The 25307-nt window shown below is 42.2% G+C and carries 19 protein-coding genes; 11 read left to right on the top strand and 8 right to left on the bottom strand.

All coding sequences use genetic code 11. The annotated features are described in order from the left end of the window. Positions 1–89 precede the first annotated feature (89 nt). From ACSFVZ_RS06445 to ACSFVZ_RS06425, 5 genes are read left to right on the top strand one after another with little or no spacing between them, the layout of a single operon-like run. Positions 90–1898 carry a glycoside hydrolase family 3 protein gene (locus ACSFVZ_RS06445; RefSeq protein WP_235383908.1) on the top strand — a complete coding sequence of 603 codons (1809 nt, stop codon included), beginning with the start codon at positions 90–92 and terminating at the stop codon, positions 1896–1898. Positions 1899–1946: 48 nt separating this feature from the next. Then, positions 1947–2744 carry a putative hydro-lyase gene (locus ACSFVZ_RS06440; protein ID WP_135926682.1) on the top strand — a complete coding sequence of 266 codons (798 nt, stop codon included), beginning with the start codon at positions 1947–1949 and terminating at the stop codon, positions 2742–2744. A gap of 7 nt (positions 2745–2751) precedes the next feature. After that, positions 2752–3483, top strand: coding sequence for a 5-oxoprolinase subunit PxpA (locus tag ACSFVZ_RS06435; RefSeq protein ID WP_235383907.1), 732 nt, complete (start codon positions 2752–2754; stop codon positions 3481–3483). Further along, complete coding sequence (locus ACSFVZ_RS06430; protein ID WP_435558405.1) at positions 3468–4331, top strand: DUF4392 domain-containing protein; 864 nt, start codon at positions 3468–3470, stop codon at positions 4329–4331. The genes ACSFVZ_RS06435 and ACSFVZ_RS06430 overlap by 16 nt, the downstream gene beginning before the upstream one ends. Before the next feature lie 2 nt (positions 4332–4333). After that, positions 4334–5191 (top strand): aminotransferase class IV, encoded by an 858-nt coding sequence (locus ACSFVZ_RS06425; protein ID WP_435558404.1) that lies wholly within the window; start codon positions 4334–4336, stop codon positions 5189–5191. Positions 5192–5240: 49 nt separating this feature from the next. Here ACSFVZ_RS06425 and ACSFVZ_RS06420 read toward each other — a convergent pair whose 3' ends face one another. The 3 genes from ACSFVZ_RS06420 to ACSFVZ_RS06410 all read right to left on the bottom strand — a co-directional run bounded on the left by ACSFVZ_RS06420 (position 5241) and on the right by ACSFVZ_RS06410 (position 7390). Continuing rightward, positions 5241–6221 (bottom strand): WD40 repeat domain-containing protein, encoded by a 981-nt coding sequence (locus ACSFVZ_RS06420; protein ID WP_435558403.1) that lies wholly within the window; start codon positions 6219–6221, stop codon positions 5241–5243. Positions 6222–6432: 211 nt separating this feature from the next. After that, a complete protein-coding gene (locus ACSFVZ_RS06415) occupies positions 6433–6747 on the bottom strand; it encodes a hypothetical protein (protein WP_295510611.1) in 315 nt (104 codons plus the stop codon). A 265-nt stretch (positions 6748–7012) separates the two neighbouring features. Then, complete coding sequence (locus ACSFVZ_RS06410) at positions 7013–7390, bottom strand: VOC family protein (RefSeq protein WP_054563159.1); 378 nt, start codon at positions 7388–7390, stop codon at positions 7013–7015. A 162-nt stretch (positions 7391–7552) separates the two neighbouring features. On the opposite strand from ACSFVZ_RS06410, the gene ACSFVZ_RS06405 reads away from it, so the two are divergent. Then, entirely contained in the window at positions 7553–9574 is a 2022-nt protein-coding gene (locus ACSFVZ_RS06405; RefSeq protein WP_435558402.1) for a S9 family peptidase, read from the top strand. A gap of 1060 nt (positions 9575–10634) precedes the next feature. On the opposite strand, the gene ACSFVZ_RS06400 is transcribed toward ACSFVZ_RS06405, so the two are convergent. Then, complete coding sequence (locus ACSFVZ_RS06400) at positions 10635–12236, bottom strand: isocitrate lyase (protein ID WP_054553382.1); 1602 nt, start codon at positions 12234–12236, stop codon at positions 10635–10637. 230 nt (positions 12237–12466) lie between these two features. On the opposite strand from ACSFVZ_RS06400, the gene ACSFVZ_RS06395 reads away from it, so the two are divergent. Further along, positions 12467–14641, top strand: coding sequence for a malate synthase G (locus ACSFVZ_RS06395; RefSeq protein ID WP_435558401.1), 2175 nt, complete (start codon positions 12467–12469; stop codon positions 14639–14641). Between the two features lie 197 nt (positions 14642–14838). Here the strand turns inward: ACSFVZ_RS06395 and ACSFVZ_RS06390 are convergent, their stop codons facing one another. The 4 genes from ACSFVZ_RS06390 to ACSFVZ_RS06375 form a co-directional block, all read right to left on the bottom strand. Further along, positions 14839–15564, bottom strand: a complete 726-nt coding sequence (locus ACSFVZ_RS06390) for a YebC/PmpR family DNA-binding transcriptional regulator (RefSeq protein ID WP_105180590.1) — start codon at positions 15562–15564, stop codon at positions 14839–14841. Between the two features lie 132 nt (positions 15565–15696). Further along, positions 15697–16314: an HAD family hydrolase gene (locus ACSFVZ_RS06385; RefSeq protein WP_135926674.1), complete on the bottom strand. Its 618-nt coding sequence runs from the start codon at positions 16312–16314 to the stop codon at positions 15697–15699. 126 nt (positions 16315–16440) lie between these two features. Then, positions 16441–16941, bottom strand: a complete 501-nt coding sequence (locus ACSFVZ_RS06380) for a DUF6702 family protein (protein WP_199526124.1) — start codon at positions 16939–16941, stop codon at positions 16441–16443. Beyond that, positions 16941–19379, bottom strand: coding sequence for a M1 family metallopeptidase (locus ACSFVZ_RS06375; protein WP_435558400.1), 2439 nt, complete (start codon positions 19377–19379; stop codon positions 16941–16943). The genes ACSFVZ_RS06380 and ACSFVZ_RS06375 overlap by 1 nt, the downstream gene beginning before the upstream one ends. A 363-nt stretch (positions 19380–19742) precedes the next feature. Here ACSFVZ_RS06375 and ACSFVZ_RS06370 point away from each other — a divergent pair, with 363 nt between their 5' ends. The 4 genes from ACSFVZ_RS06370 (at position 19743) to ACSFVZ_RS06355 (ending at position 25302) form a co-directional block, all read left to right on the top strand. Further along, positions 19743–19979 (top strand): hypothetical protein, encoded by a 237-nt coding sequence (locus tag ACSFVZ_RS06370; RefSeq protein WP_135926671.1) that lies wholly within the window; start codon positions 19743–19745, stop codon positions 19977–19979. Between the two features lie 134 nt (positions 19980–20113). Further along, positions 20114–20350, top strand: a complete 237-nt coding sequence (locus ACSFVZ_RS06365) for a hypothetical protein (protein WP_135926670.1) — start codon at positions 20114–20116, stop codon at positions 20348–20350. Between the two features lie 69 nt (positions 20351–20419). After that, positions 20420–21652 (top strand): exonuclease SbcCD subunit D C-terminal domain-containing protein, encoded by a 1233-nt coding sequence (locus tag ACSFVZ_RS06360; RefSeq protein ID WP_435558399.1) that lies wholly within the window; start codon positions 20420–20422, stop codon positions 21650–21652. Beyond that, complete coding sequence (locus ACSFVZ_RS06355; RefSeq protein ID WP_435558398.1) at positions 21649–25302, top strand: SbcC/MukB-like Walker B domain-containing protein; 3654 nt, start codon at positions 21649–21651, stop codon at positions 25300–25302. Before ACSFVZ_RS06360 ends, ACSFVZ_RS06355 begins: the two co-directional genes overlap by 4 nt. Positions 25303–25307 lie beyond the last annotated feature (5 nt).

The raw sequence follows: 25307 nt of genomic DNA, 5'->3' as shown, positions 1-25307 counted from the left end.
TCTAAAAATCAAATAAGCGTTTAGCTTTGGAGCTTGCTGTGTTAAATAAGTTTGCACTATCGTCACTGGTTATCGGATTAGGGTGTTTCATGCCATTACAATCATCATTTGCTGAATCTGCGTTAACTTTAAAACAACAGTTAGGGCAAAAGCTGATGCTCGACTTGCGCTATTACTGTGAGCAAGACACCGGCGAGCAAAAATGTCGAACGCCAGTCACCCGCTTACCTGCTGATTTAGCTAATATCATTAGCAAACACAACATTGGTGGTGTTATTTTATTTGCTGAAAATATCGATACCGTGCCCCAAGTAATCAAACTTAATAACGACTTACAACAAGCTGCTGCAAAGTCTGAACTTGGCTTACCGCTATTTATTTCAATAGACCAAGAAGGTGGCCGCGTTGCTCGTATACCACGAGATGTTGGCACTTCATTTACCGGTAATATGTCGATTGGCGCAACTTATAAAGAACACGGTACACACTTCGCAACAGAGTCTGCCCGTATAATCGCAGAAGAGCTGTTGGCACTGGGTGTAAATGTTAACTATGCGCCAACAGTTGATGTGAACATGAACCCAGATAACCCAGTTATTAATGTGCGCTCATACGGCGAAGATCCGCAGTTGGTTGCAAAACTAGGTGGCGCACAAGTGGCAGGGTTTGAAAATAATGGCGTTATTTCATCGTTAAAGCACTTTCCGGGTCATGGTGATACAAACGTCGATAGTCATACTGGCCTGCCAAAAGTAATGCATGACAAAGAGACTATTTGGCAGCAAGACTTACCGCCGTTTAAAGACATAATTAAAAATCAGCAACCGGGTATGATTATGACTGCGCATATTCAATACCCAGCCCTAGATGACAGCACCTTTGTTAGTAAAGAAGGGAAAACCATGATCAAGCCAGCGACCATGTCGCGTAAAATCATCACTGATTTACTACGTGATGAGCTTGGTTATCAAGGTGTTGTGATCACAGATGCACTAGACATGGCTGGTATCAGCCACTTCTTTGAGCCAATCGAAGCGGTTGTAAATACCTTCGCTGCGGGTGTTGATATTGCCCTTATGCCAATCGAAATCAGAAGTCCAAAAGATTTAGAGGTACTTGAAGCTCTTATAGACCGATTAGAGCAAGAAGTTCAGCGCGGTACTTTAAACGCCGATGAGATCACAGCTTCTGCAACACGTATTTTAAAGCTTAAAGAAAAGTTTAAGCTCACAACAAAGCTTGATGATGAAGCAGCCATCAAAAAAGCACAGCTTTTACTGGGTGACCAAAGTCACAGAAAAGTAGAGGCTGAGTTAGCTCTTGCAGCTATCACCGAAGTAAAAAACGAGAACAACACACTGCCACTGAACATTAAATCAGGTACAAAAGTACATATCATCATGCCTGATACGCGCAAATGTTTTGCCCTACAACAAGCACTACTTGATAACACTAATACACTACTTAGCTTTAGCTGCACTAGCTTGCAAGGCTATGAGCCAATCTCGACCTTAAAAGAAATGAATAAGGCCGATGTGATCATTGCTGCAAATGCATCACCAAAACAAAGTGCTGTTGAAGTAGGCGGAATGGATGATTTAGCTGATAATCCTGAATTTGCTATCGCTAAGGCAGATCAATCAGCAGCACTAGAGTCATTACTAAAGCAAGCTAAGCTAGCGAACAAGAAAACTGTTTTTGTTAGCTTACGAGCTCCATACGATATTTCACAATTTGGCAAATTTGCCGATGCAGTTCTTGCCACTTATGCTTACAATATTGATATAGACACCGAAGAAAAGATTGCTGGCCCTGCGTTTACTGCACTTGCAAAAGTGCTGATGGGTAAGGCCTCTGCAAATGGACAACTACCAGTAACTGTTAATGGCTTAAACTGAGTGCTATTGTAGCAGCATCAGTTGAGTGTTAATTTCAAGGAGAGACACATGCAAAAAGATGCATCATTAACCACCCCTGCCGCTATTCGTAAAATAGTGAGAGGGGGCGACTACAGCGGAAATACATCTGGCTTTGCGCCAGGGTTCGTACAGGCAAATTTGGTCATTTTACCCAAGCAATACGCGTTTGATTTTTTGCAATTTAGTCAGGCAAATCCGAAAGCTTGCCCAATCATTGCAACAAGTCGATTACCAGGCGTAACCGATATGCCTACGGTTGGGGAAGATATTGATATTCGTAGTGACTTACCACGTTATCGCGTTTTCAAAAATGGTCAAATGATTAAAGAAGTAACTAACATTACCGAGTATTGGCGTGATGACTTAGTCACTTTTTTAATTGGTTGTTCTTTCTCGTTTGAAGAAGCACTTATTGCAGCAGGACTTGAAATTCGTAACATTACTGAACAAAGAAATGTTCCCATGTACCTTACAAATATCGCATGCCAAAAGGCGGGGATTTTTCATGCTAACATGGTAGTAAGCATGCGTCCGATGAAACCTGCCGATGCTATTCGGGCGATTCAAATTTGTAGTCGCTTTCCGGGGGTACATGGCGCTCCAGTACATTTTGGTGACCCTGCAGCAATTGGGATTAAGGATATTAATAAACCTGAATTTGGCGATCAGGTTAGCATTCGTGAAGGTGAGGTACCGGTATTTTGGGCCTGTGGTGTAACCCCACAAATAGCCATTGCCAATGCAGCACCTGACTTTTGTATAACCCACAGCCCAGGGCATATGCTGATCACCGATATTCCAAACAGCAAAATGGCAGCCTTTTAATATGACAATAAAACTCAATTGCGACCTTGGCGAAAGCTATGGAATGTGGAAAATGGGCCTCGACGAGCAAGTAATGCCGCATATCGATATGGCTAATATTGCCTGCGGTTTTCATGCCGGAGATGCCGATGTAATGGCCGCAACCTTAGCTCTTGCCAAGCAGCATAATGTTACCATTGGTGCGCACCCAAGTTACCCTGATAAACAGGGATTTGGACGTCGCTCTATGGCAATGAGTGACAAAGAGCTGAGCAATTGTCTTTATTATCAAATTGCAGCCATTGATGGGATGGCTGCAGTACATGGTTTAACGCTTGAATATGTTAAACCTCATGGCGCGCTATATAACGATATGATGAGCGATGAGCGTATTTTAAATGTCGTTATGCGTGCTGTTGCTAGTTATCCTAAGCCATTAAAGTTAATGATTTTAGCAACTAATCTTTCTGCCAAACATCAAGCCATGGCAAACGAGCTTGAACTCGAGCTGATATTAGAGGCGTTTGCCGATCGGCAATACACTGATGAAGGAAAGCTCGTATCACGCTCTCTTGCAGGCAGTGTTCACGATAAATCAGCATTAATCGCACAAGTAAAGCAGCTATTGGAGCATGGCACAGTGACAACGCGAAGCGGTCAGCAACTGGCTCTTCATGCCGACAGCCTCTGTGTACACGGCGATAATGAAGCGGGTATTGCGCTAATTCAAGAGATCAAAGCATTATGTCAGCAAGCCTAAGCGACGACTCGCTCAGCACACACATTGAAACCATGATGGTTGAGCAAAATCCACGTGGTATGCAGCACTTGTACGCCAAGCAAGAGACTGGCACCTATTTACGTGCGGCAAAATCTCTTCATCACGCGCAAGGAACCGTGTTGATTGGAACTGGCTTTGCGGTCAACAATACCTTCGAAACCGACGGCCCGGTAGGTGCTATAGCACTTTACAAAGTACTCGAAAAGCTTGGTAAACAGCCGATTTTGGTTACTGGCAACCCCCTTTACAGTGCTCTAAAAAACGATTTTAACTGTTTTGAGTTGCCGATTAACAGTATTGAAAATGCCCGCACCTTTAGCATTAAAGCCCTTGAGCAGTTAAAGCCTGATTGTGTTTTATCAATAGAACGTCCGGGGCTTAACGAACATCAGCGTTATTACAATATGCGCGGTATTGATATTTCTGAGCATTGCGGCTGCTTTGATTTTTTTATAACAGAAGCACCTTGCCCCAGCATAGCGATTGGTGATGGCGGTAACGAAATAGGCATGGGTAACCTTGCACAGCATATGCAAGCACTTAACATTACTCCTTGTGTAACCCCTTGCGATGAGCTTTTACTTGCCGATGTATCTAACTGGGCGGCATACGGGCTAATTGCTTTTTTAAGTCGCTGGCATAACACAGATTTGTTGGCTGATATTGAGCCACTCAACATTTTAAATTACCTAAGTGAGCGCGGTAGTGTCGATGGCGTCACCCATAAAAATGAGCTCACCGAAGACGGCTTGCACGCGATGCATGGCCAACAATTAATAACTCGGCTTCGCCAACTTGGCGGCTTTACGACAGAGAATGAGGTTTAACAATGGGCACGGTATACCTAAACGGTGAATACCTTGGCGCTGATGAAGCAAAGATTTCACCAATGGATCGCGGTTTCTTATTTGGCGATGGTATCTATGAAGTGATCCCATCATACCACGGCAAAATGCTTGGTTTTGGTGCACATATTGAACGTATGAATAACGGTTTAAATGAGCTTGAAATTAAGCTCGATTACACTGCCGATACGTGGCGTAAAATCTGTAATGATTTATGCGAGAAAAACCAAGGTGATAACCTAGGGATTTATTTACACGTTAGTCGCGGCGCCGACACTAAACGTGCCCACGGCTACCCAACGAATATTACCCCAACCGTATTTGCGTTTGCTTTTGAAATTCCGGCAGAGCCAAAAAGCGACATAGATAGCGCAACAACTTACACTGTATCGCTTGAACAAGACCGTCGCTGGCAACGTTGCCATATTAAATCAACGGCACTGCTTGGCAACGTGATCCATTACCAACACGGTGCAGCAGCGGGTAACAAAGAAACCATTCTATTTAATCGCTTAGAAGAAATTACCGAAGCAAGTTCAAGTAATGTGTTTATCGTAAAAGATGGCGTGATCAGTACTCCACCTCTTGATAACCAAATTTTACCGGGAATAACCCGCTGGTTAATAATCAACATTCTACACAGCCACAGTGACTTTAAAGTGCAAGAGCGCATTATTAGTAAAGATGAGTTACTTGATGCCGACGAAGTATGGATCACCAGCGCCACTAAAGAAGTTGGCCCAGTTGTAAAAGTAAATGGCAAGTTAGTTGGCGATGGTAAACCTGGTGCAGTTTGGCAACAAGTACAAAGCCTGTTTTCTAAGCATAAGTTTGATTACTAATTTAATCGTAATTTAAAACAAACGCCTACATAAAGTAGGCGTTTTTGTTTTAGCTTTTATTTGGTTTATAAGGCCAAGCTTGCAATAGACCGTCGCTGGTTTCTGAATACAACTGCTTACCATCGTAAGCCACACTCAGTACTGATGTACGTTGGCGCTGTTGTTTAGCTTCGTATTCAGCAATGAGTTCACCATCTGCAACGCGATATAAACGCATCTTCATTTTTGGTGAGCCTGTTAATAGCCATTTATCTTGATTAATAAATTGCGATGCAGTGAATTCAATAAAGTTAGAGTATGAAGACACTTCAGATAGCTCTTTTTTATTGGCTAAATCAAAAAATACACGATCATCAACCGAGTCAATTGCAAAGCCCAAGCTCGCTGTTTTATTTAACGTAACGTGATTCACTCTAGTCGCTAAACGCTCTTCAAAGCGAGTGCTGCCATCGTTCGTTGACCAAAGCTTAACGTACTTGTCGCTTGAGCCGGTAAACGCCCACTGACCATCAGCCGATAACGCCACGCTATTAATATCTAAACGATGAATATCAAAACGCTTAGTATCGCCTGTGCGGGTATTTATCACCTCAGCTTTGCCGCTACGATAAGCAATAACCAACGTATCGCCTACGGCTGAAATAGCGATGTCTCTAGCGATTTCTTGCCCGGTAAGCCAAGTACCAATACTACGCCCAGTGCGAGTATCGTATAAAGTCAACGATAATCGATTTGAAATGAAAAAACGAGATTTGTTAGCGCTAAAGCCCACAAGCTCAACATGTTCAGCGCCCTGCCCTGTTATACAATCGTATAAACGCGCTTTTAACTGATTATCCCAAACGCACACCTCAGATTGAGTTGCCACTAATGCGTGACTCGCATCTTCGGTTAGCGCCGAGGCACTTAGTAGCTCATTGCCATGGGCAAATTCACTACTAGCAGGGGCAGTAAACACCTCACCTCCACCACAGCCCACAAGGCTCAGTGCAAATACACAAGCAAGAGGTTTAAAAAGTTTCGACGTCATGATCATTCTCAATTTTTATAATTATTTTATATTGGAGCAGTGTAATGAAAATAAGCGGAAGTTGGTAGGGGATCTAGCCATCAGCTTTCAGCCGTCAGCCATCAGTTTTTGTAGGCGTGAAATTTATTTCGCGCGACTTTTTGCGAGTTGTAGGTCGTGCTTTAGCGCGTTTTCTAAAAAGTTCGCTTTGCTTACCATGAGATCTATTGTTCTAGTTAGTGCTTGAAACAGATTCACAATTAACAGTCGATTTTTTTGATGTTTTATCTAACTTCCGAATCACTAAAAGCTCCTCGTTTTCAACGGTTAAACTTACATTTTTATACCAATCATCAAAACTGACTTTAGTTGCACTAGCTGGTAATTCAAATCCAAACGCAGAATCAATTTGCTCGAAGCTTGTTGGAATTTCTTTCTTCAAACACCAGTATAATCCACTCAAAGCGCCAAAAATATCGTCTGGTTCTTCTGCGTATACGGGATGCCAAACTAAGCAAGAGACAATGAGATACACTAATTTTTTCATATTTCTGTACATTTACTTTAAATGAATTGCTATCACTAACATGTGTATAAAACACCGGAGCTTGTCAATTTTGACCATGCATACTTTACAAGGTATAACAGTTCTACTCATAATTACCTGAAAACCAGTATAAATGAACCATAATGTTCTAAGCTGGTGAAACTTATTCTTTATTATCTAAAACCTCAGTTAAATAGGCTAGGCCCTGTTTCCTAGAGCCTAGCGCCTGTAAACTTTCAACCTGATAGCTGACAGCTCACTCCCCTTACCCATGCGTAAAACAAAACACATTAAGTTTGTTACCGTCTAAGTCTCTAAAGTATCCCGCATAAAAGCCGGGCATTTCACGTGGGCCGGGGGCGCCTTCGTCTGTGCCACCTAATTCTATGGCTTTTTTATAAAAGGCATCTACTTGGGCTGGGGTTTCAACAGCTAGAGCAATCATAGTGCCGTTACCCACTGTAGCTTTTTCATCGTTATAAGGTTTGGTAACCGCAAAACCGGGCTTATCTTGACCAGTGCTCCATGCGACAAAGCGGTCAGTTTCTAAAAAGCGCTCGGCGTTTAGAGTGGCGAACAATTCATCGTAATACTTTACTGCTTTAGCTAGGTTGTTAGTGCCTAACATGATGTAACCTATCATTGTGTGCTCCTTACGTTTAAAAGTGTCTGTACTCAACATAAAAGGGAAATGACCATCTGTCTATTGATTTCTCCATTCATCGCAATGGACTATATTTCTGATGGTTGTTACTTTATAACAGATTAACACGCCCTAATTTCTGCTCACTAACAAGGAAATAAAATGAAGTTTAAAACGTCTTTAGCACTGCTTGCAGCTGCTAGCTTTTACGGCCACGCCGAAGCTAGCAATACCTTTAGGCTTGAAAATGTTTTTGATCTTGAATACGCCAACCAAATAGAAATGACAAAAAATGGCGATACAATTTACTTTGTGCGTAATCGCATGGATATCAAAAGCGACCGTAAAGTCAGTAATATTTGGTCAGTAAACCCAGATGGTAAAACCATGCTGCCGCTAACGTCTGGCGTGCATATGGATTACTCACCGGTGCTGTCACCAGATGAAACGCGTTTAGCGTTTATTTCTACCCGTGATGGCAGTAGCCAAATCTATGTGAAATGGTTAAAAACCGGTAACGTAGCAAAAATTAGCAACCTAACGCAAAGCCCCGGCGGATTAACTTGGACGCCAGATGGCAAACAATTGGTGTTTAGCCAGTTTGTGCCTGCAAAATCAGCAAGCCCTGTGTCTTTACCGGGTAAGCCTGAAGGCGCTAAGTGGGCAGAGCCAGCTAAATATATTGACGATACCTATTATCGTGCTGATGGCGGTGGTTACTCAGAAAAAGGTTATCGTCACTTTTTTATCATCAGTGCAACGGGCGGCAATGCACGTCAATTGAGCTCTGGTGATTTTGATCACGGCGGAGCTATTAGCTTTAACGAAAAAGGTGATGCATTTTATTTTTCTGCTAATCGCCATACAGATAATGAACTGAAACCAACAAATTCAGAAGTTTATAAACTAAGTTTAAGTGATTTATCGATCACACAAATCACTGACCGTGTTGGACCTGATTCACGCCCAAAAGTGTCACCTAATGGTCGTTACCTTGCTTATACAGGCTATGATGACAAAAAAACTAACTATGAAAACAACGACATTTATTTACTAGATTTGAAATCAGGAAAAACCTCGGTACTCACAGCAGATTTAGATCGTAGTGTCGAAGATATTAAATGGGATGATAGCGGCAGTGGCCTTTATTTTAGCTACGATAGCGAAGGTAAAACACATCTAGCTTACCAACCGCGTAGTGGTAAACATAAAGTAATTACCGACAAAATTGGTAGTGTCGCCTTTGGCCGCCCGTATTCAGGTGGTGACTTTGATGTCAGTGAAGATGGTGAAGTTGCATTCACACTCGCTGATACCCAGCGCCCAGCTGATGTCGCATTAATTAAGCGTGGTAAAACGGCTCGTTTAACGCAATTAAACGAGGATGCACTTGGCGACAAAGAGCTTTCCAAAGTTGAAGAGATTTGGGTTAAATCAAGCCATGACGGCTTAGCAATCCAGGGGTGGATAGCATACCCACCGGGCTTTGACAAAAACAAAAAGTACCCTCTTATTTTAGAGATCCACGGTGGTCCTGTTGCAAACTATGGCCCTCATTTCAGCCCTGAAGTGCAATTATACGCAGCCAAAGGTAATGTTGTACTTTATATGAACCCGCGCGGCAGTGACTCATACGGTAAAGAATTTGCGCAAACAATTCATCATAACTACCCAAGTAATGACTTTGATGACTTGATGACAGGTGTAGATGCTGTCATCGCTAAGGGCTTTATTGATGAAAGCAAACTGTTTGTTACCGGCGGTTCAGGTGGCGGGGTATTAACAGCTTGGATTGTGGGTCATACAGACCGCTTTGCAGCAGCTGTTGTTGCTAAACCTGTTATCAATTGGATCAGCTTTGTACTAACTGCTGATTTCTACCCTTTCTTTGCTGATTATTGGTTCCCTGGTAAGCCATGGGACAATATTGAGCACTACATGAAGCGCTCACCTATTAGCTATGTAGGCAATGTAAAAACACCAACCATGCTATTAACCGGTGAATCAGACTATCGCACGCCGATTTCTGAAACCGAGCAGTTTTACCAAGCGTTAAAGCTACAAGGTGTTGATACCGCCATGGTGCGTATTCCTAATGCATCACATGGTATTACCGCTCGCCCATCAAACCTGATGAGTAAAGTCGCGTATATTCAATGGTGGTTTGATAAACATAGTAAGTAGTGGCGAGTTGCGAGTTGCGAGTGGCGAGTTGCGAGTGGCGAGTTGCGAGTGGCGAGTTGCGAGTGGCGAGTTGCGAGTTGCGAGTTGCGAGTTGCGAGTTGCGAGTTGCGAGTTGCGAGTTGCGAGTTGCGAGCAATAGTTTAGGCGCGGCTTTATGCCGCACCATACCCAAAACATAAAATAGTTTCACACTTACCTGTAGCAGCGGCTTTATGCCGCGTCATTTAATAAAACCATAACGCGGGGTAAACCCGCTGCTACTTGCTAACTTTCCCCTTTCTAACTTTCCCCTTTCTAACTTTTGAATTTCAATCTGATAGCTGACGGCTGAAAGCTGACAGCTTCCTTTTGACTGTAAACCCCCTTTACAGTCAAAATGTGAGTAACTCCTTACATACCTTTTTTAAATATCGGACATTAATCCAAAAGCAGTTGGTAAAAAATCGGTTTATAGACAAAATCAGTAACTTGAGTTAGTAAAAAATCGGTTTGTGCCGCTAAAAACCTAGCTTCAGTTAGTAAAATTTTGGTTTATGAGGATATTGAGTTGGTAAAAAATCGGTTTATCAATGACGTGAGTTGATAAAAATTCGGTTTATAAATTGATAGAGTTTACAAAACAGCAGTATATTGCCGTTTATATGAGCCAATTTTAGCGATTCTAGAGGCAGTAATAAGGCGACAACCCCTAAATTAAGGCTTATAAAGCGGAGCTAGTTAAATCCTGATCTAAAATTTTTAGGCTGGTAAATACGTGATCTGTATTTTTATAAAGCTAGTAAATGGCTGATCCAAGACTTAGTTAAAGAGTGATCCGAGATACGAGACGCGAGGTGCGAGGTGCGAGATGCGAAATACGAGAAGTGAGATACGAGATACGAGGTAGCAGATTATACATCACGTCCTAGAACCTAGCGCCTGATGACGCGGGGTAAACCCGCTGCTACAAATAGGTGTGAAACGAGTCTGATGGCTGACGGCTAAAATGTGAAAAAGGGCCCGAAGGCCCCTAACAACATTATTGAATAGCTTTAAAGCAATATTACATTTTACAACTTGGTTAGAACTGGTTCATAGTATTTGCTTCACCACCGGCTTTAAGCGCATTTTCACCAGAGAAGTACTCTTTATGAGTATCACCAATGTTTGAACCTGCTAGGTCTTGGTGTTTCACTGATGCTTGCTCACGGCGAATTTCTTGACGTTGTACGTCGCGAACATACGCTAGCATGCCTAGGTCGCCGAAATAGCCTTCTGATAGAATATCAGTGCTTAGCGCCGCTGTATGGTAAGTTGGTAGCGTGATTAAGTGGTGGAAGATACCCGCTTCACGTGCACCATCTTTTTGGAAGTTTTGCACAAGTACGTCTGCTGCCGCCGCAAGCTCTGTGTCATCCATTTCTGGTGCCATTAATGCCTTATTGTCATCGATGCTTGGGTAAGCTGATAAGTCTTTACCTTGCTCTTGCCACTCAGCATATACTTGCTCACGGAATTTAAGTGTCCAGTTGAACGACGGAGAGTTGTTGTATACCAGCTTAGCATTAGGTACTTGCTCTTTAACGCGGTTAACAAGCTCAGCGATTTGTTTAACGTTTGGTTTTTCTGTTTCAATCCACAGTAAGTCAGCGCCTGATTGTAAGCTAGTTACACAGTCTAGAACTACGCGGTCTTTCTCTGTGCCTTCACGGAACTGGTATAAACCATTATCTAAACGTGTTGGTTTGCAAAGCTGGCCATTAAGCTTCATTGCTGTGTCGCCTTCGTTTAAGTCATCAACACTGTTTACTGGTGTTGTTTCAAGGAACGACGTGTATTGGCTAGCAAGGTCGCCAGGTGTTTTAGATACAGGCACTTTTTGAGTAAGGCTTGCACCTAATGAGTCAGTACGAGCAACGATAATACCGTTATCAATACCAAGTTCTAAGAATGCGTAACGAACTGCGTTAATTTTTGCTAAGAAATCTTCATGCGGTACAGTTACTTTACCTGCTTGGTGACCACATTGTTTTGCGTCAGATACTTGGTTCTCGATTTGGATAGCACATGCACCCGCTTCAATCATCTTTTTAGCCAGTAGGTAAGTTGCTTCTTCGTTACCGAAACCCGCATCGATATCAGCAATAATTGGCACAACATGGCTTTCGAAGTTATCAATTTTATCTAGCACAGCTTGAACGTCACCGCCGTTTGCTTTCGCTTCGTCTAGGTCTTTGTAAAGGTGGTCAAGCTCACGTGCATCTGCTTGCTTTAAGAAGGTATAGATTTCTTCGATTAGCGCTGGAACAGACGTTTTTTCATGCATACTTTGGTCAGGTAATGGACCAAACTCAGAGCGAAGTGCCGCAACCATCCAGCCACTTAGGTATACATAGCTACGTTTAGTTGTTTTGTTATGACGTTTAATTGCCATCATCATTTGCTGTGCAGTGAAACCATGCCAACAACCTAATGATTGTGTGTATTGGCTGTGGTCAGCATCGTAAGCTGCCATGTCTGCACGCATAATGTCTGCAGTGTATTGAGCAATGTCTAGACCCGTACGAAAACGGTTTTGTAAGCGCATACGGCTTGCGTATTCAGGGTTGATTGACTGCCACGTTTTGCCTTGTGTTTGACATAAAGTAGCTAAGTTATCGGTTTCGCGTTGATATGTTGTCATAATAAAAATCCTTCGAACGGGTTATCTATTTTTTGTTAGTGAGAGTGGCTACTTGGCGTTTGCTTCGTAGCGCTTAATTCAACATTAGGCGGATTTTTTGGATTTAGTAAATTTATAGTTGTTATTGCCACTATATTTTTAGTGAATGGAAAATAGCCTGCTTATTAGCCTTTTTTACGATATGGTTGCACCATGAATGATCAAATTAAGCTCGTTTAAAGGACATTATTATGACCACTCTCTCACTTAACGGTTTAAGCGTTGATCAACAACTTGCACAGTTTGTTGAACAGCAACTTCTACCAGGAACAGGCATTAGCACAGATACTTTTTGGCAAGGTTTTGCTGATATCGTCAATGAATTAACGCCAATCAATCGCGCGCTTTTAGAAAAACGCGAACAACTGCAAGCCAAGATTGATGACTATCACAAGCAGCAACCGGTATGGGATGCAGCTAACTATCAAGCATTTCTTGAAGATATTGGCTATCTCGTTCCTGAGCCAGCTAGTTTCAGCATCGAAACCGAGCAGGTTGAGCCTGAAATCGCCAGCACCGCGGGGCCGCAGCTTGTTGTGCCAGTGAGCAATGCACGCTTTGCCTTAAATGCAGCGAATGCTCGCTGGGGCTCGTTGTATGATGCGCTGTACGGCACTGATGTTTTAAGTGAAGATGACGGCGCCGAAAAAGGCTCTACATACAACCCAGTACGCGGTTTTAAAGTAATGGCTTATGCCCGCCAGTTCCTCGATAAAGCATTGCCTTTAGCAAATGGCTCACACATCGAAAGTACCAGCTATGCAGTGGTAAATAATGAGCTTTTAATCACATTACGTGACAGCAGTCAGGTTCGCCTAGCTAACCCTGAACAACTTATTGGTTACCAAGGTGAAGCGCAAAATCCAAGCGCTATCTTATTGAAAAATAATGGCTTACATATAGAACTGCAAATCGACCATCATCATCCAATAGGCCAAGCAGATAAAGCAGGCCTAAAAGATGTACTACTTGAAGCAGCTCTCACAACGATTATGGACTGTGAAGATTCCGTTGCTGCCGTTGATGCCGAAGACAAAGTAAACGTTTATCAAAACTGGCTTGGTTTAATGCAAGGAAACCTAGTAGAAGCATTTAACAAAGATGGCAAAACCATTGAGCGCCGTTTAGCACAAGACCGCCAATATCAAGGTGTAAATGGCGAAACAATCACGCTTAAAGGCCGTAGCATGATGTTTGTGCGTAACGTTGGCCATTTAATGACAAATCCAGCTATCCAAGATAGTGAAGGCAATGACGTGTTTGAAGGCATTATGGATGCCATTATCACCAGCACCGCAGCGCTTCATGATTTAAAAGGCACAAGCACCCTTAAAAATTCAACGGCTAATAGCATTAACATTGTTAAACCAAAAATGCATGGCCCAGAAGAAGTAGCATTCACTAATACCCTATTTACCCGCGTTGAGCAGCTGCTAGGCTTGCCTGCAAACACCATTAAAATGGGTATTATGGACGAAGAACGCCGCACTTCAGCTAACTTAAAAGCCTGTATTTTCGAGGCTAAAAACCGTGTTGTATTCATCAATACCGGTTTCTTAGACCGTACTGGTGACGAAATTCATACTTCAATGCAAGCAGGTGTAGTATTGCCAAAAGGCGCTATTAAACTTGAGCCTTGGATCAGCGCATACGAAGACCGCAACGTTGATATTGGCTTAGCTACAGGTCTCAGTGGTAAAGCACAGATTGGTAAAGGTATGTGGCCAATGCCAGATAAAATGGCGTTAATGATGGAACAAAAAAGTGGTCACCCGAAAAGTGGTGCAAATACCGCGTGGGTGCCCTCTCCTACTGCTGCAACGCTGCATGCAATGCATTATCACGATATTGATGTATTTGCTTGTCAAAAAGCGCTTATGGACCGTAAAGAAGCAAGCCTTACCAGCTTACTCACTCCACCGCTTATGAAAGATGCCAGCAGCTTAAGCAAAGAAGATATTCAAGCCGAACTTGATAACAATGCACAGGGTATTTTAGGTTATGTTGTGCGTTGGATTGACCAAGGTATTGGCTGCTCAAAAGTACCAGACATCAACCATGTTGGCTTAATGGAAGACCGTGCCACACTGCGTATTTCAAGCCAACACATGGCCAACTGGCTGTATCATGGTGTTTGTTCTGAAGAGCAAATTAGAAAAACCATGGCACGCATGGCGAAAGTCGTTGATGGCCAAAATGAAGGTGATCCTGCTTACAAAAATATGGCTGATTCAGCCGAAACCTTAGCGCAAAGCGTTGCTTATCAAGCAGCGTTAGCCCTTGTTTTAGAGGGAGTTAAACAACCTAGTGGTTATACTGAACCATTATTGCATGCGTTCCGTATAAAATATAAGTCGTTAAATTAGCCACTACACAACTCTCCTTCGAGTTTCATGTGTCGTTCATAGCAGCCTAAGGGCTGCTTTTTTTTGACTAATATCAATTGAACTCATAACGACAGTGAATACTCATCATTCACGGCATAATAAAAATCTATTAAAAAAGGGGCATTTGTTACCAAATGCCCCTTTTTACGTACTAATACGTACTAATGTTTTTAAAATTAGTTTTTGACAATCGCATTGTGATAAACGTTTTGCACGTCATCACAGTCATCAAGCATAGAAATAAACTTTTCAAAGTTTGCGATATCATCTGGATCTGTGATGTCTGTATGAACTTGTGGAACAAACGTGATCTCGTCTACTTCAAAGTTAATACCTTCAAATGCTTCTTCAAGGGCTGTTTTTGCTTTGTAGTACTCTGTGTGAGGAGCGAATACTGACACTTTGCCATCTTCTACTTCTACATCTGTTACGTCTACATCAGCCATCATTAGCGCTTCTAGTACCACTTCGTCGTCATCACCGGCAAAGCCTAAAACAGCTAAGTGGTCGAACATATGCGCTACACAACCCGGTGTACCAATTTTTGAATCTGTTTTTGTAAACGGTAAACGTACATCTTTGATAGTACGGTTAGGGTTATCAGTTAAACAGTCAACAATAACCATACAGTTGCCAGGGCCGTAGCCTTCATAACGTGCTGGAGAATAGTCTTCCCCTGCCCCACCGGCCGCTTTTTTAATTGCGTTATCGATTACGTGTGCTGGAACTTGGTCTCGTTTCGCACGCTCAATAATACGCTTTAGCGCTTGGTTAACTTCTGGATCAGGTTCGCCATTTTTAGCAACAACGTAGATTTCTTTACCGTACTTAGAATTTACTTTAGTTTTTGCATTGGCTGTTTTAGCCATGGCGTTTTTGCGGACTTCAAATGCTCTGCCCATCTTATGCCTCTATGAATACATTTGATAATTGCCGATATTTTAGCAACTCATGAACGCTTGGGCTAGTACTAGGGCATTTTGAAAAATAAAAAACTAACAATAAATCTCAGGAAAAATAAAAAACAAGGCTATTTAACATAACATCTTATTTTCTTGAAATGAGCCAACCAATTTAGGTAAGTCTGAAAAATGATGCAGTACGTAGTCAGCCTGATTTGCGTATTCAGGAATTTCATCCGGAGCGTACAAACAAGCGCGCATATTTGCATTATGGGCAGCTTGAATATCAAATAAGTAATCACCAACATAAAGTAGCTCAGACTGATCAAGCTCCCACAATGTCGCAATAGCATTCAAGGCGCTTGGATCGGGCTTAGCAGGCGCATCAGAGCGAGTTAACACTGTTTCTATAGGTAAAGGGTTATTCTTTAATTTAATGGCAGCAGCACGGTCATAGTTTCGAGTAACAATTGCCATTGGGATATTGTTTTCTTTTAACCGTGTGATGGCATCTGCAACACCAGGAAGTAAATGTGAGTGCTGGGCATCTAACAATTCATGCTGATGTACTATGTTCATCGCTTCTTCACGCATATAAGGTGAAGGTAAAGAAGCGATATAAGCGAGTAAGTCTTTTTCTACAGGACAGCCAACCTGCGCTTTGATTAATGAAAAATCAAGTTCAGAAGAAACCAAGGTACCATCTAAGTCGAAGATTACACCGCGTATATTGTTGTCATGGATAGTCATATAAATCCCTGTATATGAGAATTGGGAAAGTTTTGGTGCCCATTAATAAGATAGTTTACGAAATCAGTTAATTAAAGGATCAAAGGATTAAAAAAGTAACTTTTTTAATCCTTTAGTATAAGAAAATTATGGTTCAACAGGCTCAAACCTTGCCTCAAGCCAAGTGTCATCTTGACTAAACGTAAGAGTTTTAACTTTACCTTTGCCTTCAATGTTTACCATATTAACTTGTGCTGGCCACAGGTCACGTAATGCTCCGTTGCTCATTCGAATACCATGAATTCCCTCAGGGATCGTGACTTCTTGATAAACCCAAAAGAATTTACCATCAACTTGCGCACCCACATCTTTAAGCTCAAGCGGCTTACCATCTAAAGTTTGTAGGGCAATATGTGACTCAACATAATCAGCAAAACGCTTTTGGTCGTCTTTATTACTTAAAATATCAGCATGACCGTCAAATAAGTGCTCTACCGCATGCTCAGTATCGTGTAAATAAAAGCGATGCATTAGCTCAATATTATTAGTGCGTTTATTAAAAAGTACCGTTGTTACAGACGCTTTTAACTGGTGCGCCATAGTTGGCGCACTCAGTAATAAAGCAAAAATAATGGCTGCAAAGCGCATTATTGTTGCTCCTCAGCATCTTTTTCGTCGTCTTTTTTCAGCTCAGTTTTAATATCTTGCATGATATCGCGGCTAACTTTCGCTTTACTCTTCTCACGTTTGTACACTTCAATACGTGATGGAATAATACGACGCGGATAGTTATTATTTTCTACATCAACATCCGCAGTTTCCCAACGTGGGTCAACCGTAACAGACACCAAGTTTTTACCTTTTTCTGTGACAATGAGCTTTTGAACATGCTTGTGATTACGACGCCAGATTTCAGCAGGAATGTACTGCTCTTCTTTCGTACCATCTTCATAAGTAAGCTCTAATAAGATAGGCATTACTAAACCACCTAAGTTTGAGAACTCAAGTACGTAGTAGTTTTTATCTTCTTTGATTGCACGCTCAAACGTTTTACGTTCCCAAGGTTCTAAGCCTTTTAGGAATTTGTTATACGCGTTGCGCTCTTTATTAGTTACCGTGAAGCGGTCATTTTCGTCATAGAAGTCAGTTACATCTGGATTTTCTTCAACCCACAGTTTTTTACCTTCTTCTTTATTACGTTTTACGAATAACGGCATTGGCTTATCAGCTTCGATATCGCGTAAACGATTAAAGTCGATATCAGGGTTTTTCGTATCTAGACGTAGTTGGTAAACTTTATCTAGCGAGATATCAACGTGATCTGTGGTGTAGAACCAGCCACGCCAGAACCAATCTAAATCAACACCAGACGCTTCTTCCATAGTACGGAAAAAATCAGCCGGAGTAGGGCGTTTGTACTTCCAACGCTGTGCATATTCTTTAAATGCAAAGTCGAATAACTCACGGCCAAGGATCACTTCACGTAAAATGTTAAGTGCCGCCGCAGGCTTAGTGTAAGCATTTGGGCCTAAACGCAATACGCTGTCTGACTGAGTCATCACTGGTACTTGGTTTTCTGACTTCATATACTCAACGATATCGCGAGGCTCAACTCCCCACGGAATTGTGTGGTCCCATTCACGACCTGCAACTCCATCTAAGAAACTATTTAAACCTTCATCCATCCACGTCCACTGACGTTCATCAGAGTTAACGACCATAGGGAAGTAAATATGACCAACTTCGTGGATTACAACGCCAATTAAGAAGCGCTTTTCAGCTTGTGAGTATGTACGAGTACCATCGTCTTGTAGGTCAGTGCGCGGACCATTAAAGGTGATCATCGGGTACTCCATACCACCTACAGGGCCATTTACAGACTGAGCAACAGGGTAAGGGTAATCAAATGAGAAGCGCGAATACACTTCCATTGTATGAACGACAGCTTCAGTTGAATACTTCTTCCAAAGGTCGCCACCTTCTTTCGGGTAGAAAGACATCGCCATCACTAACGGCTGATCGTTACCACCTTGATGATAGCCTTTAGCATCCCACATAAATTTACGTGAAGAAGCCCATGCAAAGTCACGAACATTTTCAGCTTTGAAATGCCATGTTTTCGTTTTATCAGTGCCTTCTTTTTCGTTTTCTAGCGCTTCTTCTTCAGTCACGATGAAAACAGGTCGTTTAGCGTTTTCAGCTTCTTCTAAACGTTTACGCTGCGTGCTAGTCAGTACATTACGAGCATTATCAAGTTTACCGGTTGCGGATACAATGTGATCAGCTGGCACGGTGATCTCTACATCGTAGTTACCAAATTCAAGCGTAAATTCACCACTTCCTAAGAATGCTTTGTTTGTCCATGCTTCGTAGTCTGTGTATGCAGCAAGACGCGGGAACCACTGTGCTAGCAAAAAGATATCGTTACCATCTTCTTCAAAGTGCTCATAACCTGAACGAGCACCCACGGCATCTTCTTCAACAATGTTAAAGGCGAAGTCCATGCTGAACTCAACGTCTTTACCCGGTTTAAGTGGCTCATTTAGATCAATACGCATTAAGGTATCAACCACAGTTACTTTAAGCTCTTTTCCGTCTTCGTCTTTAACATTGGCGATTTGATAGCCCAGCTCATTGTCAGCCATAAACTGCTGACGACGTAACTGACCTAAGCTCAGTTTTGTCGCTTTTGGCTGAGGGTCACCTTGCAGTGTTTTACCATTGAAGGTTGATGTCATTTCTGCAATTGAGTCAGATTTAAAGATATTTTGGTCTAACTCTAACCAAAGATACTTTAATGTATGAGGTGAATTATTTTTGTACTCAATTTTCTGACTTGCCGTTAAACGACGTTTTTTCTCATCAAGCTTTACGTCGATGTCGTAGTTAACTTGTTGCTGCCAGTAATTTTCTGCAGGTGCTCCAGCGGCACTACGATAAACATTGGGAGTTGGGAGTGCTTCATCCAGTTGACGAAACTTGTCAACAAATGAACCTTTTGTTTGCTCAACTGATGATGCCATAACCGTAGACGATACAGCTAAAGGCAATACCAAAGCACTCAGCGTTAGAACTGCTTTTTTCATTGTTAATCCTGTAAATTTTGCGTGAGCGTACCTTCTCAAACTGCTAACAAAGTTGCAATAAAATAACGATAAAGTGCGGTATTTTTCAGGTAGTATTCATACTTTTAAAACTATTTATTTTTGTCCTGCCAAATAGCCTTTTAAGTACAAGTGTAAAGGGGGTTTACATTACACTTGCTCAATTTTAGTTCAGCACAAATTCATGCCAAAGTATTAATGTTAAATATAAAGGTTTTTGTTTAACTAGTTTAACTATCTAAAGAAAGATTAAATGGTCTGTTAAATGCATAAAATAGTGTGACTGAAGTGTAATAAAGATACCGTCAAATTTTGCACATAAGCTTAAAAATGAAGGGTGATTAGATGAAGTTTTATATTGTAAAGAAAGACTCTCGTTTAGCAGCCATTCCAGCTCAAGAAGCAATTCTTAACGAGTACGAAAATCGTGGTTTTGAATTTGTAGAAGTGATTGCCGCCTGTGATGAGTCAGATGCATTATCGCGCACAAACCCGGTGATAAAAAGGCCAAAAAAATGGCTGATTTACCCAACTGCCTTCATAATTTTATCCTTTGTTATATTTATTTTCGCAATAAATTAAATTTTATGGCATTTTCTATTGAAATTTACTGCCATTTATATTTAAAATCGCCCACTTTTTTGATTTTGGGGTCTGCGTAGTTCGTAATTGCGCCTCAAAATGTTTTGGTAATCAGCATAGAATTCGGTGAGCGTATGGATTTTTATATCCTAAAAAAACAACAAGAACTAATTGCAATTCCAGCGGACGAACAAAATTGTAAACAGTACCTAGATTCAGGGTATTTTTATATTGATAAAGTAGCAGCTTGTAATGAAAGTAATGCACTTAAAATATTACAAGCAAAGCAAACTAAAGCGCTTAAAGTACCATTAATTATGGCTCTACTGGCGTTACCTATGGTTGTATTTGCCTGGTATAGCTTAAGTTAGCAAGCCAGGCTGGGCATCTTGGCTCAGCTTAGGTATATTGACGCTCTTAATAAATAATAAGAGCGTTAAATGAAAGTCCTTCATACATCTGATTGGCATTTAGGCCAACAATTCTACGAGCACTCCCGATTCGATGAACATCAAGCGTTTTTAGCTTGGTTAACCGATACGCTTGTTTCAGAACAGATCGACTTACTGCTAGTTGCGGGTGACATTTATCATACGGCAACACCACCTGCCAGCGCAGAAAACCAACTCTACCAATTTATTAAAACCACCAAGCAGCATTGCCCTGACTTACACATAGTCATTATTGCTGGTAACCACGACTCTGCAAATCGGATAATGGCTGCAAAACCTTTATTAGCTCAGTTTGATACCCATGTTGTTGGCCGCTTTGATAGTAACGCCCCTCATGAAGTAGTACTGCCAATCAGCACCAAAAGCGGCGATGCGAATGTTGTTGCCATGCCATTTTTACGTAGCAGTGATTTAAGCAGCTATAACCGCCAACAAGAGCAACCGTTAAGTTACAACCAAGCCGTTGCCCTTGCTTATAAAGATGCATTACAAGCCGCAAGTGAATTACCAAATGCGCCATTGATTGCGATGGGCCACTTACATGCAAAAGGCGGAGACATCTCATCAGATTCTGAACGCAATTTAGTTATAGGTGGCGAAGATGCAATATCGGCTAGCATATTTACAGATCAACCTGATTATGTCGCGCTAGGGCATCTACATAAAGCTCAAACCGTCGCCAAGAAAGACACCATTCGCTACAGTGGCACGCCAATGCCGATGTCATTTTCTGAAAGACGCTATCAGCATCAAGTTGTGATAGTTGAGCTTAGTGACTCAGGTACTACTGTAAACCCCCTTTACATTCCTAGCTTTTGTAAAGTCATGTTGCTGCCAGAAAAAGACTGTGTGCCACTGAACGAACTCTGTGAGCTTATAAAACAACTCGATTTAGCAGATGAAGATTTAGCGCCATACCTACGGGTTAAATTGAGCGCCCATGACACTGACACCACTTTCAGAGAACAAATAGAACAAGCCCTTGAAGGTAAGCAAGTTAAGTTCTGTGGCATTGAAAGGGTTCGTCAACAGAGCAGCCAGCAAGACGATGAACAAACCCTATTTGAAGATGTCTCACAAATTGAAGCGCTGAACCCACACTCACTTTTAGAGCAGGCATTCGCAAATAATAAAGATATGGCAGGGCAGGCTGTGCCAAAAGAGCTAGAAAGCTTATTAAGCCAAGTAATCGATGAATTGAATGCGGAGGATCTACTATGAAAATTTTAGCGATTCGTGTTCATCAACTAGCCTCTATCTTAAACGCCGAAGTCGACTTTAGCGCTTCGCCTTTAAAAGAAGCGGGGTTGTTTGCCATCACCGGTGATACCGGGGCGGGTAAAAGTACTTTACTCGATGCTATTTGCTTAGCGCTTTATAACAAAACAGCAAGATTACGTGGCGATACAGGCAATAAAATTGACTTTAACGGCGACAATATCAAACTTAATGACTCGCGAAACTTATTACGCCGCGGGGCAGGGCAGGGCTTTGCCGAAGTCGACTTTATTGGCCAAGACAAACAATCATATCGCGCAAGATTAAGCTTTAGCCGAGCGCGTAATAAAGCCGATGGCAAATTACAACCCGCACAACATAGCCTGTACTCATTACCTGATGAAACCCTAATTGCTGATAGGAGTGCTGCTGGTAAAGAAATCGAGCGTATTATCGGCTTGAGCTTTGAGCAGTTCTCACGAGCAGTACTGCTTGCACAGCATGAATTTGCCGCCTTTTTAAAAGCAACTGGGGATGAGCGTGCGCAACTACTTGAATGCTTAACAGGCACCGATAAATTCAGCCGTATTGGTCAGCGAATTTTTGAGCGCCATCGTGAACAGCTGCAAGCTTTAGAGCAGTTAAAGCTAAGTTTAAGCAACTATCAGGTTTTAAGCCCTGAAGAGGTCAAAACGAAACAAGCAGAGCAAACGGCTCTTGAAGCTAAGCTCACTGAGCTGCAAAAACAAATAAAACAATTTGAACAGTACCAAACTTGGTATAAGCAAGCATCTCAGCAGCAGCAACAACTAAACCAAGCTGAGCAAGCAAAGCAAGAGTTACAGCAACAAATGCACGCACTTGCTGAAAAAGCCACTGAAGCGAAACAAGCTCAGCAATGCCTAGAAATAAAAGATAACCGCGAACGTGTGGCGACTCTTAGCGTTCAACATGAGCAACTAATTAAAAACCGTAAGCAGCTTTTAAACGTTGATCATAAAACGCTGATCAAAGACGCTGAGCAAACCCTTGAAAAGCAAACCGCACAACTAAACCAAGCTAAGCAAGCACAAAAAGACGCGCAACCTATTATCAGTCAGGCCCGTGAGCTAGATAAGCAACTTGCGGTTTTAAACCAGCAAGCAGCGGCGCAAAAAGTACACGCAGAGAAAGCGAAACACCATCATCAAGAGCTGAGTAATACACTTAATAGCCATAAAGCAAAGCAGCAAAAACAGCTAGAGCAACAAGCACAAATAAATAGCTATTTAGAAACACATGCACAATGGCAACCATTAGCAAAAGACTGGTCATTCTATAAAAGTGAGTTAAGCCGCTTTAGCCAGCAACTGCACACAATTAGCCAATCACAGCAAAACGTAAAAGCTCTTCAACCTAAGATTGATGAGCAGCAAGCAGCCGCGCAGCAGTGTAAAACTAAATACCAAGCCCTTGAGCAAGAAATTAAGCGCCTAAATGAGCAAGATGCCGCCTTTAAATCGAGTTTAAATACTCAATCAATGGCCGATATCGACGCTAGGCTTGAGGCGATTAAGCACCTGATTGAAAAGCGCCAAGTATGGCAAACTAATCAGCAGCAGTTAAAAAATTGGCAAACACAATTAAACACATTAAGCCAGACTGAGCAGCAACTGCAAACGGCATTAAAAGATGCGCAGCAAGGTGCAGAGCAAGCACAGCAGCAGGTTTCGTTTTGTGAGCAAAACTTACAGCAAGTGCAGTTAAGAGCCAGTGAAGGGGTCAGCCAGTTACGTGCCACTTTAAAAGCAGGGGAGCCGTGCGCGGTATGTGGCTCAAAAGAGCACCCCTTTATGCATGAAGAAATGGTAAACGAGCAATTTAGTCAACTTATTAACGACTTTACCAACCAGTTAACTAACGCCAAACAGCACTTAAAAGCTCAGCAAGCATTACAGCAAGCTAAAAGTAATGAGCTGGCGGCATGCAGCCAACAGATAAGCTCGTTAACAGGGCAAATCTCAGAACTGAGCGCTCAACAACAGAGCCTCAAAGAAACCATGGCGGCAAGCCGTACTGAGCTAAATGATTTAACCGAAGATCAGTTGAACGAGCGTCAACAACAGCTCAGCCTGCAAAAACAGCAATACTACAAAACCCTTGAGCAGCAACAGCAGTTGCAAAACACGCTTGCGGCTAAGCAAGCTGAGTATAATCAACAAGGACAAGCGCTTTATAGCAAAGAGCAGCAGTTAAACGAGTTGCAGCAACAACTAAATAATCTGCAAACACGTTTAAATGAGCTCAATGATGAGCATCAGCAGCTTTATACGACACTGAATCAACAGTTCACCAGTGCACCTTGGTGGCAGGCACTCAATACACAAAACACTTCTTTAGAGAACATTGCTGAGCACGTTGAGGCTTATCAAGCCTCGCTGCAAACTGCGGATGAACTTAAAACGAACTTAAAAGCCATTGAGCAGCATCTTGCGCATGTAACGCCACAGCTTAACGAAGCACATACCTCTTTAACTCAGTGCAACGAGCAACTAAGCCAAACTCAAAACGAATTAACGCAGATACAATCAAAGCGCGAGGGCTTATTGAGTAACGCAGCGATTTCGGTAGATGAGTTTATTGCTGAGCTTGAAAAGGCGATAGATTCAGCGCAGCAAGCACTACAACTTGCCCAGACAACCCATAATAATGCGGTGAAGGCGCGTGACGAACAAGCTATTCAAATAGCTAACCTTGATGAACGTGAGAAAGAGTTAAACGCTGAGCAAGCAGCGCTTAATGAGCGCTTTAGTCTTTGGTTTAACGATTTTAAAGCGCAGCACCCAAGCTTAGATGAGCAAGCCGTTAGTCAGCTATTAACGATAAGCCCTACTGAAATCAAACAAACTTTGGCTGATTATCACACTAGCGAGAGTAGTTTAAAAGATGCTGAGGCTCTTTTAAAACAACGACAGCAGGCTTTGGCTCAGCATCAAAAAGATAAGCCAGCTCTCGATGAAGATGAGCTGCAAATACAGCTTAATCAAGCCACAGAGCAACAAGTGCAAACAAATAACGCATTATTGCAAGTTGCGACGGAGCTTAAAACCCATCAACAAAATAGCCAAGCGCTTGAAGATAAACAAAAGCAATTGGTTGATCAGCAAAAAAGCTATGAGCACTGGCATCTACTCAATAAGGTGCTAGGGGATGCCAGCGGTAAAACCATGCGTAACTTAGCGCAAACACAAACCTTAAAAATACTGCTACATTACGCGAATAGTCACTTACAAACCCTAAATAAACGCTACAAATTAACAGCCATAGGGCAAACACTCGATATCGCAATTATCGATAAAGACATGGCCGATGAGCAGCGCTCTGTTAATACATTATCGGGCGGTGAGTCATTTTTGGTGTCGTTAGCACTGGCGCTAGGGCTTGCCTCGTTGTCGTCGAATAAAGTACAAATAAACTCTTTGTTTATCGACGAAGGGTTTGGTACGTTGGACAGTGAAACGTTAAGCATCGCGATGGATGCTCTTGATTCACTACAAGCACAAGGCCGCAAAGTCGGGGTTATTTCTCACGTATCTGAAATGACCGAACGCGTTGCCACCCAAGTGCATGTGGCGAAAAAACCAGGTGGTTATTCGACCATCTCAGTTATTTAAAGGAT

The organism is Pseudoalteromonas nanhaiensis, assembly GCF_051235485.1.
GTDB classification, from domain to species: Bacteria; Pseudomonadota; Gammaproteobacteria; order Enterobacterales; family Alteromonadaceae; genus Pseudoalteromonas; species Pseudoalteromonas lipolytica_C.
Note: the sequence above shows the minus strand (reverse complement) of the source record. Positions and strands in the feature narration are given on the sequence as shown.